The organism is Blautia sp. TM10-2 (genome assembly GCF_003480845.1).
Taxonomy (GTDB): Bacteria; Bacillota; Clostridia; order Lachnospirales; family Lachnospiraceae; genus Fusicatenibacter; species Fusicatenibacter saccharivorans.
On sequence record NZ_QUJZ01000025.1, the window covers coordinates 1 to 13,802 of the forward strand.

At 38.7% G+C, this 13,802-nt stretch carries 14 protein-coding genes; all 14 read left to right on the forward strand.

Features of this window, described 5'->3' with window-relative positions:
- The first annotated feature begins 59 nt into the window (after positions 1 to 59).
- The 14 genes from DXD92_RS18155 (at position 60) to DXD92_RS18225 (ending at position 13,513) form a co-directional block, all read left to right on the forward strand.
- On the forward strand, positions 60 to 563 hold the full coding sequence (locus DXD92_RS18155; protein WP_003417623.1) for an antirestriction protein ArdA: 504 nt from the start codon (positions 60 to 62) through the stop codon (positions 561 to 563).
- A gap of 108 nt (positions 564 to 671) precedes the next feature.
- Entirely contained in the window at positions 672 to 1,070 is a 399-nt protein-coding gene (locus DXD92_RS18160) for a conjugal transfer protein (RefSeq protein WP_003865505.1), read from the forward strand.
- Entirely contained in the window at positions 1,048 to 3,498 is a 2,451-nt protein-coding gene (locus tag DXD92_RS18165) for an ATP-binding protein (protein WP_118641303.1), read from the forward strand. Before DXD92_RS18160 ends, DXD92_RS18165 begins: the two co-directional genes overlap by 23 nt.
- On the forward strand, positions 3,498 to 5,708 hold the full coding sequence (locus DXD92_RS18170) for a CD3337/EF1877 family mobilome membrane protein (RefSeq protein WP_003060083.1): 2,211 nt from the start codon (positions 3,498 to 3,500) through the stop codon (positions 5,706 to 5,708). Before DXD92_RS18165 ends, DXD92_RS18170 begins: the two co-directional genes overlap by 1 nt.
- Positions 5,705 to 6,712 (forward strand): bifunctional lytic transglycosylase/C40 family peptidase, encoded by a 1,008-nt coding sequence (locus DXD92_RS18175; protein WP_003059774.1) that lies wholly within the window; start codon positions 5,705 to 5,707, stop codon positions 6,710 to 6,712. The genes DXD92_RS18170 and DXD92_RS18175 overlap by 4 nt, the downstream gene beginning before the upstream one ends.
- 16 nt (positions 6,713 to 6,728) lie before the next feature.
- A complete protein-coding gene (locus tag DXD92_RS18180; protein ID WP_003062215.1) occupies positions 6,729 to 7,640 on the forward strand; it encodes a conjugal transfer protein in 912 nt (303 codons plus the stop codon).
- A 144-nt stretch (positions 7,641 to 7,784) separates the two neighbouring features.
- Positions 7,785 to 8,099: a DUF6442 family protein gene (locus DXD92_RS18185; RefSeq protein WP_118641305.1), complete on the forward strand. Its 315-nt coding sequence runs from the start codon at positions 7,785 to 7,787 to the stop codon at positions 8,097 to 8,099.
- 1 nt (position 8,100) lies between these two features.
- Positions 8,101 to 8,310, forward strand: coding sequence for a helix-turn-helix transcriptional regulator (locus DXD92_RS18190; protein WP_005342572.1), 210 nt, complete (start codon positions 8,101 to 8,103; stop codon positions 8,308 to 8,310).
- Between the two features lie 14 nt (positions 8,311 to 8,324).
- Entirely contained in the window at positions 8,325 to 8,654 is a 330-nt protein-coding gene (locus DXD92_RS18195) for a DUF3784 domain-containing protein (RefSeq protein ID WP_003061243.1), read from the forward strand.
- A 15-nt stretch (positions 8,655 to 8,669) separates the two neighbouring features.
- Entirely contained in the window at positions 8,670 to 8,900 is a 231-nt protein-coding gene (locus tag DXD92_RS18200) for a hypothetical protein (RefSeq protein ID WP_003060191.1), read from the forward strand.
- Between the two features lie 166 nt (positions 8,901 to 9,066).
- Positions 9,067 to 9,837, forward strand: coding sequence for an ABC transporter ATP-binding protein (locus tag DXD92_RS18210; protein ID WP_118641307.1), 771 nt, complete (start codon positions 9,067 to 9,069; stop codon positions 9,835 to 9,837).
- Positions 9,827 to 11,794 (forward strand): ABC transporter permease, encoded by a 1,968-nt coding sequence (locus DXD92_RS18215; RefSeq protein WP_007286199.1) that lies wholly within the window; start codon positions 9,827 to 9,829, stop codon positions 11,792 to 11,794. The genes DXD92_RS18210 and DXD92_RS18215 overlap by 11 nt, the downstream gene beginning before the upstream one ends.
- A gap of 58 nt (positions 11,795 to 11,852) precedes the next feature.
- On the forward strand, positions 11,853 to 12,512 hold the full coding sequence (locus tag DXD92_RS18220; protein ID WP_015517518.1) for a response regulator transcription factor: 660 nt from the start codon (positions 11,853 to 11,855) through the stop codon (positions 12,510 to 12,512).
- Positions 12,509 to 13,513, forward strand: coding sequence for a sensor histidine kinase (locus DXD92_RS18225; RefSeq protein ID WP_007286197.1), 1,005 nt, complete (start codon positions 12,509 to 12,511; stop codon positions 13,511 to 13,513). Before DXD92_RS18220 ends, DXD92_RS18225 begins: the two co-directional genes overlap by 4 nt.
- Positions 13,514 to 13,802 lie beyond the last annotated feature (289 nt).

The following is a 13,802-nucleotide window of genomic DNA, read 5'->3' on the forward strand; positions in this document are numbered from 1 at the left end:
ACTGGGAGAAAGGAAAAATCCAATTACCATCTAAGATAATTGGATTATACGTGGTGCTTATGATTGATGATATGGCGGTTTATATTGCAAATCTTGGCAAATACAATGAGGGCTATTTAGTCGGAGCATGGTTCACATTTCCTATTGACGAGGAAGATGTAAAAGAAAAAATCGGCTTGAATGAACAGTATGAGGAATACGCTATCCATGATACCGACAACTTCCCGATTGCGATTGGTGAGTATGTTTCCATTGAAGAACTGAACTCTATGTATGAAATGATAGAGGAACTTCCCGACTATATCGTAGAATGTCTGGACGAATTTATCAGCCACTACGGGACGCTGGAAGAAGTCGTGGAACACAAGGACGACATTTATTATTATCCCGACTGTGAAACCATGACAGATGTTGCCTATTACTACATAGACGAATTGCAGGCACTTGGGGATATTCCACCCAGCTTACAGAACTACATTGACTATGAAGCCTACGGGCGAGATTTGGATATGGGCGGTTGCTTTATTGAAACAAGCCGAGGTATGTGCGAGATACCATACTAACGCTGGAAGATCAGCGACAAGCATTGTTGCTACTGACAGCGTATTTCTCTTTTAAGGGACAGTCTGAAAATGGCTGTCCTTTTCTATTTTGAAAGGAGCTGAAAGAACTTGAAAAAGATTAAATCTTATACGGGTATCTGGAACGTGGAAAAAGTCTTGTATGCAATCAATGACTTTAACTTACCCTTTCCCGTTACCTTTACACAGATTACATGGTTTGTGATTACGGAATTTATCATCATTCTGTTTGGGGATATTCCCCCACTTTCCATGATTGAGGGAGCATTTCTCAAATATTTCGGTATTCCCGTTGCTCTCACTTGGTTTATGTCGCAGAAAACCTTTGACGGAAAGAAGCCGTACAGCTTTTTGAAATCACAGATAACCTATGCCCTGCGACCGAAAATCACTTATGCAGGAAAAGCCGTAAAACTGCATAAGCAGACCTTGAATGAAACAATCACGGCAGTAAGGAGTGTGAACGATGTTCCCGATAAAATATATTGACAACAACCTTGTCTGGAACAAGGACAATGAGGTATTCGCTTACTATGAGCTGATACCGTACAACTATTCTTTCTTATCCGCAGAGCAGAAATTTATTGTGCATGACAGCTTTCGCCAGCTTATCGCACAGTCCCGTGAGGGTAAAATTCATGCGTTGCAGATTGCCACGGAAAGCTCAATCCGCAGTATGCAGGAGCAGTCAAAGAAACTGGTAACGGGGAAACTTCGTGAGGTGGCAGTCCAGAAAATAGACGAACAGACCGAAGCGTTAGTATCTATGATTGGGGACAATCAAGTGGACTACCGCTTTTTTCTTGGCTTTAAGCTCATGGTTACAGAAGAACAACTCAATCTGAAGAATATTAAAAAATCGGCATGGCTGACGTTCACGGAATTTCTCCATGAAGTGAACCACACGCTGATGAATGATTTTGTTTCCATGCCGAATGATGAAATCAACCGCTACATGAAAATGGAAAAGTTACTGGAAAACAAAATATCCCGTCGTTTCAAGGTGCGACGCTTGGAAACAAACGACTTCGGGTATCTCATAGAACATCTTTACGGCAGGGACGGTATCGCTTATGAAGATTATGAGTACCAGCTACCAAAGAAAAAATTGAACAAAGAGACGCTGATAAAATACTACGACCTTATCCGTCCGACAAGGTGTGTGATTGAGGAAAGCCAGCGGTATTTACGATTGGAACATGAGGACAAGGAAAGCTATGTGTCCTATTTTACCGTCAATGCGATTGTAGGAGAGCTTGATTTTCCGTCGTCTGAAATCTTCTATTTCCAGCAACAGCAATTCACATTCCCCGTTGATACGAGCATGAATGTAGAAATCGTGGAAAATCGGAAAGCATTAACGACCGTCCGCAACAAGAAAAAGGAACTGAAAGACCTTGATAATCACGCCTATCAAGCAGGAAGTGAAACCAGCTCAAATGTGGTGGACGCTTTAGACAGCGTGGACGAGCTGGAAACTGATTTAGACCAGACAAAAGAAAGTATGTATAAGTTAAGCTACGTCATACGGGTGTCTGCACCCGATCTTGACGAGCTGAAACGCCGTTGTGATGAAGTCAAGGACTTTTACGACGACCTCAATGTAAAGCTGGTGCGTCCTGCTGGGGATATGCTGGGGCTTCATTCTGAATTTTTACCAGCCAGCAAGCGATATATCAATGACTATGTGCAGTATGTAAAATCAGATTTTTTAGCTGGGCTTGGCTTTGGTGCGACACAGCAGTTAGGAGAAACTACGGGTATCTATATGGGCTATTCTGTTGATACGGGAAGAAATGTGTACCTGCAACCGTCCCTTGCCAGTCAAGGTGTAAAAGGTACAGTTACCAACGCTTTAGCGTCTGCTTTTGTCGGTTCGCTTGGCGGTGGGAAATCGTTCTGTAACAATCTTCTGGTATATTATGCGGTGCTGTTTGGCGGTCAAGCACTTCTGTTAGACCCTAAAAGTGAGCGTGGTAACTGGAAAGAAACGCTCCCAGAGATTGCACATGAAATCAATATCGTAAATCTTACCAGCGATAAGGACAATGCAGGGCTTCTTGACCCGTTTGTGATTATGAAGAATGTAAAAGACGCTGAAAGTCTGGCAATCGACATCTTAACATTCCTTACGGGTATTTCTTCAAGGGACGGCGAAAAATTCCCCGTACTTCGTAAGGCAGTACGCTCCGTTACCCAGAGCGACAGTCGGGGCTTGCTCCATGTGATAGACGAGCTACGCCGTGAAGATACGCCCATATCAAGAAATATCGCAGACCATATCGACAGCTTCACGGACTACGACTTTGCACACCTGCTGTTTTCAGACGGTACGGTAGAAAATGCTATCAGTCTGGATAATCAGCTCAATATCATTCAAGTAGCCGACCTTGTACTGCCAGATAAAGATACCACTTTTGAAGAATACACGACCATTGAATTGTTGTCTGTGTCTATGCTGATTGTGATTAGTACCTTTGCCCTTGATTTTATCCATTCGGACAGAAGCATTTTTAAGATTGTCGATTTAGACGAAGCGTGGGCGTTCTTAAATGTGGCACAAGGAGAAACCTTATCAAATAAGCTGGTTCGTGCTGGGCGAGCTATGCAGGCAGGCGTTTATTTCGTTACCCAGTCTGCCTATGACGTGTCAAAGGAAAGTCTGAAAAACAATATCGGCTTAAAGTTTGCATTTAGAAGCACGGATATAAACGAGATAAAGCAGACCTTAGAGTTTTTCGGTATCGACAAGGACGATGAGAACAACCAGAAACGCTTGCGTGATTTGGAGAACGGACAATGCTTATTGCAGGACTTATACGGGCGTGTCGGTGTGGTGCAGATACACCCAGTCTTTGAAGAACTGCTACACGCCTTTGATACCAGACCGCCCGTACAGAGAAATGAGGTGGAGTGATGAAAGAAAGGATAAAAGGTGTGTTCACAAAAAAGAAGATTTTCCACTTTCTCAAAATGGCTCTGTTCGTGGTGGCACTCTCCCTTATCCTGCTTTCACTTTTGGGGACGGTGGCTCATGCGACGGGGCTTGTAGACGATACCATAAACGCAGAAAATCTTTATTCAAAATATCCCCTTTCCAACTACCAGCTTGATTTTTTCGTCGATAATAGCTGGTCGTGGCTTCCGTGGAACTGGCTCGACGGTATCGGAAAATCGGTACAATACGGGCTGTACTGCATTACCAACTTTGTCTGGACTATCAGTTTGTATTTGAGTAATGCAACGGGCTATGTGGTGCAGGAAGCCTATAAGCTGGACTTCATCAATGATATGGCAGACAGTATCGGAAAGAGCATACAGACCCTTGCAGGCGTTACCGAGAACGGCTTTTCTTCTACGGGCTTCTATGTTGGTTTCCTGCTTCTCATTATCTTAGTGGTGGGAATGTACGTTGCTTATACGGGACTGATAAAACGGGAAACCAGCAAAGCACTTCACGCTGTTATCAACTTTGTGGTGGTGTTCGTGCTGTCCGCTTCATTTATTGCTTATGCTCCCGACTATATCAAGAAGATAAATGAATTTTCATCAGACATCAGTACCGCTTCTTTGGATTTGGGAACAAAAATCATGCTCCCTAACTCCGACAGCGAGGGTAAGGACAGCGTGGACTTGATACGGGACAGCCTATTTTCTATTCAAGTGGAACAGCCGTGGCTCTTGCTTCAATTCGGGAACAGCAACGCAGAAGAAATCGGGACAGACCGTGTAGAAGCTCTCGTATCGGCAAGTCCAGAGGACGAGGACGGGAAAACCAGAGAGGAAGTCGTGAAAACAGAAATCGAGGACAACGACAATAACAATCTGACAATACCGCAGGTCGTGAACCGTTTGGGTATGGTGTTCTTCCTCTTGTTCTTTAACTTGGGTATCACGATATTTGTATTCTTGCTTACGGGCATGATGTTGTTCAGCCAGATACTTTTTATTATCTTTGCAATGTTTTTACCTATCAGTTTTTTACTTTCCATGATACCGAGCTATGAAAGCATGGCAAAGCAGGCAATCGTGAGAGTATTTAATACCATAATGACACGGGCAGGAATAACGCTCATTGTAACGGTGGCATTTAGTATTTCCAGTATGTTTTACAACATTTCCACAGACTACCCATTCTTTATGGTGGCGTTCTTGCAGATAGTATGTTTCGCTGGTATCTACATGAAGCTGGGCGACTTAATGAGTATGTTCTCACTTAATGCTGGCGACAGTCAAAGCATGGGACGACGCATATTCCGCAGACCGTATCTGTTTATGCGACATCGGGCTAGGCGTATGGAACACCGTATTGCAAGGGCGGTAAGTGCTGGCGGTATTTCGGGCGGTGTAGCTGGTGCGGTGGCTGGAAGTGCCGTTGCTGGCAAGAGAGCCGAAAGAAAAAATACGGCTTCTAAAGAAAATCGGGGCAATACCACTTCCAGCATGGGACAGCGTGCAGGTTCAAAAGTCGGTGCTGTTTTAGATACGAAAAATAAAGTGAAAGACAAGGCAAACGCTGTCAAAGAGAATATCAAGGATATGCCGACACAGACCGCTTATGCGGTGTATTCCGCAAAGGAAAAGGCAAAGTCCAGCGTGTCCGACTTCAAGCGTGGCATGGTGCAGGAACAGCAGTCCAGACAGACGGGACGCTTGGAAAAGCAGGAACAGCGTAAGAAAAATATCGCTGACAAACGTATGGAGCTTCAAAAGGCACAAGAAGCAAGGCAGGTACAGCGAAAGGCTGACGGATCAGCGACAACGGGAGCTACCCGTCCCCATGAGCGACCAGTCACAGCTTCAACCATTCCAAAGCCGAGTGTTGAAAAAATGCAGGAAGTCAAACGCCCAGCCACAGCTCCAACTCCGAAAGCAAGTGAGCCAGTCAAGACAAATGTTATCAAAGAGCGTCCGTTATCTTCTGGTGCTTCTGATAAGAAAGCACCCCAGCCTACACAGACAGTACATAGGCAGAATGTAGAAAAAGTGGTATCGCAGGAAACACGCCAGAATGACACCAAAGACCGCAGGATAAAGGTTCAGCAGACCCAGAGCGTCCAGAAGAACCAGCAGACCATAGAGAAAACCCGTAACCTTGTAACGAAGAAAGGACAGAAGAAAAAATGAAACTGAAACATATCGCTATCATTGGCAGTCTGTTTCCTATCCTCTTTTCTCTGGTGCTTTTCTTTGGCGTCCTCATTAGTGCGGACAGCGACGACGAGAACAGCAATTTTTCTTCTGGCATTACGGGTATGAACCTATCCGCAGAAGTCTTGAAACATCAGCCTATGGTAGAAAAATACGCCAGAGAAAACGGTATCTCCGAGTATGTCAATGTGTTACTTGCTATCATTCAAGTAGAAAGTGGCGGTACGGCAGAAGATGTTATGCAGAGTTCGGAAAGTCTTGGTTTACCGCCTAATTCCTTAGATACGGAAAGCTCAATCAAGCAGGGGTGTAAGTATTTTGCGTCCCTGCTTTCTTCCTGCAAAAATCAAGGTATCGACGACTTGAATGTAGCGATACAGTCTTATAACTATGGCGGTGGCTATGTGGGATATGTGGCAGGAAAAGGAAAAAAACACACTTTTAATCTTGCAGAGAGCTTCGCCCGTGAGAAATCGGGTGGAAAGAAAGTAACCTACACCAACCCGATAGCCGTTGCTAAGAATGGGGGCTGGCGGTATGGCTATGGAAATATGTTCTATGTGGAAGTAGTCAATCAGTATTTAGCAGTTCCGCAGGTATCGGGAGAACTGGCACAAAAGGTAATGAATGAAGCGTTGAAATATCAAGGCTGGAAGTATGTGTATGGTGGCAGTAACCCGAATACTTCCTTTGATTGTTCGGGATTGACGCAATGGTGCTATGGAAAAGCTGGTATCTCCTTACCGAGAACAGCACAAGCACAGTATGACGCAACCCAACATCTGCCACTCTCGCAGGCAAAAGCAGGCGATTTGGTGTTTTTCCATTCCACCTATAACGCTGGTTCGTATGTAACACACGTCGGTATTCTTGTTTCGCCGACACAGATGTACCACGCAGGCGACCCGATAGGATATGCAGACCTAAGTAGTAGTTACTGGCAACAGCACTTAATCGGTGCAGGACGAGTAAAACAATAGAAAGGACTTGAAAAATATGTTTAAGAAGAATAAGAAACAGACAGAAACTATCAAAGAACCAAAAGAAAAAAAGGTGCGTACTGTCAAGGTAGGCACACATAAGAAAACCGTGATTGCGTTGTGGGTGGTGCTTGTCGCAAGCGTGAGCTTTGGGGTGTATAAGAATTTTACGGCTATCGACCAGCACACCACCCATGAAAAAGAAATCATTGAACTTTGCTTGCAGGACACCAACGGGATAGAAAATTTCGTGAAAAACTTTGCGAAGTCCTATTACACATGGGATAACAGCAAAGAAGCTATCGAAGCAAGGACGCAGGCAATCAGCGGTTATCTGACAAAGGAATTGCAGGACTTAAATGTAGACACCATTAGAACCGATATACCGACCAGCTCCACGGTTACAGATGTGATTGTATGGCATATCGAGCAATCGGGAGCGGACACTTTTTCTGCTACCTACGAAGTAGATCAGCAGATAAAAGAGGGAGAACAGACAAGCAATGTGAAAGCAACCTATACTGTAAAAGTCTATGTGGACGCAGACGGGGATATGGTAATCGTTCAAAACCCTACCCTTGCACCAGCAGTTGAAAAATCAGACTATGAGCCTAAGACACCAGAAGCAGACGCAAGCGTGGACGCTGATACGGTAAATGACGCTACCGCTTTTCTGGAAACATTCTTTAAGCTGTACCCAACAGCGACGGAAAAAGAGCTTGCTTACTATGTATTGGGAAATGTGATTGAACCTATCGGCAGGGACTACCTTTATTCTGAACTGGTAAACCCTATCTTTATAAAGGACGGCGACAATGTGAAAGTCAAGGTTGCGGTAAAATTCATTGATAATCAGACAAAAGCGACGCAGGTATCGCAGTATGAGCTTGTGCTACATAAGGATAGTAACTGGAAGATTGTAGGATAAATGATATAGCGTGCATTTCCTATCAGATTTGCACGCTTTTACAAAACGACAAGAAAACTGTGCAAAAATATTGACTTGTAATGACCGAATGCTATAATATAAATGACAAGTGTACTTGGTATTATTTGAAGGGAGCGTTATATAATGGATAAAGAAAAAATACTATCACAAAACAAAAAAGAGAATCTATATCTTGATGAATACGAAAAACATATTAAACTTCAAGGGAAATCTTTTGGCTTAATGTTTGTTTTATTTATCTGCATTTTAATTCTTTTCATTAAAGCAGTTTGTAAAGAACCTTACTATGACATAATGACAATTATTGGGTCTGTGGCATTTGGCTCTATGGGTTATGAAGCACATATTTCAAAAAATAAATCCAAATTTGTTATTGCTTTATTCTTTTTTCTATTTATGGGGTATTACTTTTATAAATTTTTAATGGTAGATTTATAGAATGGACGAACATTTAATTTTGCGAAACAGATTAAAAACTGTACGAAAAGAAAAAAAATTATCACAAACAGAATTAGCTGAACTAGTCGGGGTTTCTCGGAATACAATTAGTTCTATTGAGACTGGACAATTTAATCCAACAGCAAAATTGGCATTAGTGCTTTGTATAGCTTTAGATAAAAAATTTGAAGAATTATTTTATTTTGATTAAAGGAGAGAACGATTATGGAATTAGAGGAATTGATTGTTGAAATAGTTATAGGATTGTTTTTACTTTTTACATCTTATCAAATAGGTATAAAAGAGAATATTACTTTATTACATGGTTATCATTATACACAACTTGACCCTAAAGATAAAAAGGTGTTTACAAAAAAAATAGGAATAGGCACTTTACTGGTTAGTATTGGTATTCTTGTTATGCCGATTATCAATTTAATCTCTCATTCTGAATTAGGCTATTACATAGGTCTTATTTTGATTGTTGTAGGAGTGTTTTATATCATATTCATCATTGTAAAATACAATGGAAAACTTATTAGCTTTAAAAAGTAGAATTGAGGTATGAATATGATAGGACTGAACAAAAGAGATATAAAAAAGGCATTGAAAGCTGGTGCAAAAGCTGGCGGTGTATCATTGGCTGATGTTCGGGCGGATATTGAAGCTACGATTGATGAAGCTATGAATAGCACCGACCCAGAGGTGCAGGCAAATTTCAAAAAGTATTTTGGGAATAAACGCCCTACACCAGAAGAATATATTTATATCATTACGAAAAAGACAAAGGCAAAATTATAATAAAAGGGTCGTGGAAATGCTTCACAAAATTGTGATCTGCATTATCACGGCTCTTTTACTCTCTGTTTACTTTCAAAACTGTAAGTGTAATTGAATACTGCCCTTGCTATAATTTAATTGTATTCCAAAACAAATAAATGTGGCAGGAAGAAAGGAGCGATTTTTAATGGAACACATTTTAAATTTAGAGCAAGTAAAAAAATACTACGGGGGTAACTCTGGAAATATCACAAAGGCAGTAGACGGTATTTCTATGTATGTAGATAAGGGCGAATTTGTCGCAATCATGGGAGCTAGTGGTTCTGGAAAGACTACCCTATTAAACTGTATCTCTACGATTGATACTGTAACCAGCGGACACATTACAGTCAATAATCAAGATATTACCAAAATCAAGGATAAAGATTTTGCTGATTTCAGACGTGAAAATTTAGGGTTCATTTTTCAAGATTTCAACCTTTTAGATACTTTAACGATTGGAGAAAACATTTCTTTATCATTGGTTATCAACAAACAGAACCCTACTGATATTGAGAAAAGAGTTCATTCTATCGCCGATAAATTGGGTATTCGTGATATTTTATCGAAATTTCCTTATGAAGTTTCTGGCGGACAAAAACAGCGTTGTGCTTGTGCTAGAGCCTTAATCAATGAACCGAAACTGATTTTAGCTGATGAACCGACGGGAGCTTTGGACTCAAAAGCTTCCAGATTATTACTGGAAACAATGTCTGAAATCAACAAGAAAATGCAGGCTACTATTTTAATGGTAACACATGACCCGTTTAGTGCGTCTTTCTGTGAACGTATTTTGTTCTTGAAAGACGGTAAAATATTCAATGAAATTTTCAGAGGGGAAAAAAGCAGAAAAGATTTCTTCAATGAAATACTGGATATATTAACCTTGCTCGGAGGTGAAGTGGGAAATGTTAGGTAAGTTAGCGTATAGAAATACAAAAAGAAATATTAAAGATTATTTGATTTATCTGATAACCGTTACTGCATCCTTTTCTCTTATATTTGCTTTTAATTTGGTGGCAAATTCTGATGAAATTGTAAAGTTATGTTCCAGTATGGATGCATTTAAGAATTCATTGTTCGCTGTAAATATTCTTATTATTTTTGTGATATGCTTTTTGATCAACTATACAACGAAATTTATGTTTGAAAAAAGAAGTAAAGAATTAGGAACATATATGCTTCTTGGCATTAAGAAAAAAGAAATTGCCCACTTAGTTGTAATTGAAAATATACTGTTGGGAATTTTAGCATTTGTATTAGCTATTCCTATTGGCTTTTTATTCAGCCAGTTTGTGTCGTTAGTAATTGTAAACTTACTGGGTATTCCAAAAACTCTCTTTATTTCTTTGAATTTCGTTTCTATTGGACTATTGATAATTTATTTTTTAACTATTTATGTTTTGGTTTTGCTTAATCTATTAAGAAGAATAAGTAAAATGACGATACGTGATTTTCTTTATTTTGACAAACAAAATGAAAAGAAAATGTTCCGTGACAGTAAAAAAAGAAATGTCATTTTTGTTTTAAGTATTATTCTTGGTGCGATTTCTCTTTTTCTCTGGAATTCACGTTGTACTATGGATAATTTTAATAAGCAAGAAACACTTACTTATTTGATGGTAAGCGTAATCATGTTGATTATCAGCATTTATGGTATATCTACAACTTGTGCAGATATGTTCTTGACTGTTTTGTTAAAGAATAAAAAAATGAAATATCAAAATGATAATCTGTTTGTAGCAAGAACATTTGCTTCTAAAGCAAGAACAATGAGCTTCACATTTGGTACATTGTCTATGTTGATTTTAACTTCACTGCTGGCTCTGAATTATTCTAGTATCAACAAAGCTTCGTATGATATCAGCGTGAATTTAAATGCACCATATGATGTACAACTCTTTGATGATAAGCAGGTATTTGATGAATATATTCGAGTAATTGAAGAAGAATATACGATTGTTAATACCATTGAGTACAACATTTATAAAGAGCCGAATCATCAGGTACAAAATTTCTTCCAATCAGAATATTATGATTTTGACCCAGTCTTGAAGTTAAGTGATTATAATAGGTTACTGGAATTAAGAAAGATGCCGTTGCTTTCTTTAAATGATAACGAATACTATATAGTTACAAATAGCAAGTTTGCATATAAGGTTGAAGATAACAAAGATATTGAAACCATAACAGTAGCAAATAAAAATTTGAAATTAAAAGGATATGACACTAAGTCTTATTGGAACTCTATAACTAATACTGGCAGATTTGTTGTTGTACTTCCAGATAAATATGTTCAAGGACTTGAAGTATCAGAAAATCATTTGATTATAGATACAAAAGAAGATACAGACGCAGAATTAGAAAATAAGATAAAAGAAGATATGCAACATCAATTAGTAAAGGTTGATGAAAATGGAGAAATAAATGATGAGTCGTATAGAGTAAACGTAAGAGGTGCAGAAATAGAACAACAAAAAGCAATGGTTGCAATAGTAGCCAGTCTGTTTATGTACATTGCATTTATTTTGATTTCCGCAGTAGGAACAATTTTGGCAGTTCAATCATTGAGCGACTCTACTAAATACAAATATCGCTACTTGACCTTGCGAAGATTAGGAATAAATGATAAGTCGCTATTTAAGACAATCAGAAAACAATTATTGATATTATTTTGTGTCCCTGCAATATCAGCAATATTATGTTCTTTTGTGATGATGTCGTCATTGAATAATGTGTATCAACAAATTTTGGGAGATAAACACCTTTATCTAATGTACTTTGGCTTGAATTTAATTATCTTCTTCCTAATTTATAGTATTTACTGGATAGCAACGTATATCGGTTTCAAACGAAATATCAATGAGGAGAGTTAGATTTTTCTAGCTCTCCTGCTGTGAAATTATTATAATGGTAAATCAAGGGGGTGTTGAAATGAGAATAGCAATTATCGAAGATGATGAAATCACTCGTTTGGAGCTTTCTAAATTATTGAACACACAAGGATATGAAACAGTTTTATTGATTGACTTTGGAAACCTGACAGATGAATTAAAGCAATATTCCATAGAACTGGTTCTGCTTGATATTAACCTGCCGTATGAGAATGGCTATGAAGTATGCAGGAAAATAAAACAAGTCATGCCAGTACCGATTATCTTTGTAACAAGCAGAGATACAAATGCTGACGAATTGAAAAGTATTCAAGTGGGTGGGATTGACTTCATCACAAAGCCGTATGACACGCTTATTCTTCTTGAGAAGATCAAGCGTGCATTGCAGTTATCAAACCCGAATAATTTCCGTGAGCTTGTTAAAAAAGATTGTACCCTTGATTTACATTTATCTATTTTGAAGTATCAAGAGAAAAGCATTGAATTGACAAGAAATGAATTTCGTATTTTATACTACTTCTTTATGAACGAAGATAAAGTTATCAGTAAGGAAGAACTATTGGAAAAGCTGTGGAACGACAAATATTATTTAGACGAAAATGTATTACTGGTTAATATGACCCGTCTAAAAAAGAAAATGAAAGAAATCGGTATTGTTCATTTATTGGAAAATATACGAGGAAAGGGTTGGAAACTGTGAGCTTTTTTACATTCTTAGAAGAAAAAATAACAGAGATATTGTTTCAGCTTTTCTTTCTTGCCTTAGTAGCATTTCTCTTGATTTTCTACGGTGTAGATACGCTATTTGTTGTATTGCTGGTAATTCTGTTCATCAGCATACAAGGGCTTTTTCAATGGTGTTTGTATCGGAAGAAACGTAAGGCTTCGCAACATATTATTGATTTAGTAGACGGACTGGAAGAAACCTACTATATTGCAGATGTTTTACCAAAGCCAAAAGAATTTCAAAATGAAGCCTATTACTACGCACTAAAAAAAGCCTGCAAATCTATGAATGATGAAATCGGTAAAATCACAGAGGAAAAGCAGGATTATCAAGAATATGTGGAAAGTTTCGCCCATGAAATTAAAATACCGATAGGAGCATTGTCTTTGACGTTCGATAATACGAAAAATTACACGTTAAAAAAAGAAACAGACAAGATATTTCAGTTGGTGGAACAAATGCTCTACTATGCAAGGAGTGAAAATACGGAAAAGGACTATTTTGTAAAACAGTTGCAGTTAGACGAAGTGATACATAATGTCATTCTGAAATTTCGTCATTCACTTATGGAAAGGAAAGTAATTATCAATATCCATGACATAGAGAATGTTGTATATACTGATGAAAAATGGCTGACATTCATTCTATCTCAAATCGTGCAAAATGCGATTAAGTATTTTGACAAGCAGGAAAACAAACTGACGATATACAGTCAAGACAACGGAACAAATATACTGCTTGTAATTGAAGATAATGGCTGTGGAATAAAAACGTCTGATTTATCCCGTGTATTTGAAAAAGGCTTTACTGGTTCTAACAGAAACAAGGCAAATGCAACAGGTATGGGACTGTATCTATCTAAAAAATTATGCGATAGGTTGGGATTGAAATTGGATATTGCTTCTACGGAAAAAGAATATACAAGACTGACAATTATATTTCCAAAAGGAACAGTTCATAATTTTTCAGAGTAATTTGAAAAACCATGCCAACATTGATACGGTGCTTTAAGGGGGCTTGCGTTATGGAAAGCTTTAAGTACAATTATTTGCAATCAAATCCCACCTAATAGCACACTATTAAAAATTGAATATGTTTTAGCTTTAAAGGCTCGTACAGACTATATGTTTTGTGCGGGCTTTTTTCATACCCGAAAAAATTTAAAAAATTTTTCAAAAGAGGTCATTAAATCACACCTAGCTGTCCTTATATGGTAAGCGCAAAATATTGCTACATTACTCATGAATTACGCTTGCACCAAAA

Coding starts and splice junctions, on each gene's coding strand:
- DXD92_RS18155 (WP_003417623.1), top strand. CDS start 60: ATGATTGATGATATGGCGGTTTATATTGCAAATCTTGGCAAATACAAT.
- DXD92_RS18165 (WP_118641303.1), top strand. CDS start 1,048: ATGTTCCCGATAAAATATATTGACAACAACCTTGTCTGGAACAAGGAC.
- DXD92_RS18170 (WP_003060083.1), top strand. CDS start 3,498: ATGAAAGAAAGGATAAAAGGTGTGTTCACAAAAAAGAAGATTTTCCAC.
- DXD92_RS18175 (WP_003059774.1), top strand. CDS start 5,705: ATGAAACTGAAACATATCGCTATCATTGGCAGTCTGTTTCCTATCCTC.
- DXD92_RS18180 (WP_003062215.1), top strand. CDS start 6,729: ATGTTTAAGAAGAATAAGAAACAGACAGAAACTATCAAAGAACCAAAA.
- DXD92_RS18185 (WP_118641305.1), top strand. CDS start 7,785: ATGGATAAAGAAAAAATACTATCACAAAACAAAAAAGAGAATCTATAT.
- DXD92_RS18190 (WP_005342572.1), top strand. CDS start 8,101: ATGGACGAACATTTAATTTTGCGAAACAGATTAAAAACTGTACGAAAA.
- DXD92_RS18195 (WP_003061243.1), top strand. CDS start 8,325: ATGGAATTAGAGGAATTGATTGTTGAAATAGTTATAGGATTGTTTTTA.
- DXD92_RS18200 (WP_003060191.1), top strand. CDS start 8,670: ATGATAGGACTGAACAAAAGAGATATAAAAAAGGCATTGAAAGCTGGT.
- DXD92_RS18210 (WP_118641307.1), top strand. CDS start 9,067: ATGGAACACATTTTAAATTTAGAGCAAGTAAAAAAATACTACGGGGGT.
- DXD92_RS18215 (WP_007286199.1), top strand. CDS start 9,827: ATGTTAGGTAAGTTAGCGTATAGAAATACAAAAAGAAATATTAAAGAT.
- DXD92_RS18220 (WP_015517518.1), top strand. CDS start 11,853: ATGAGAATAGCAATTATCGAAGATGATGAAATCACTCGTTTGGAGCTT.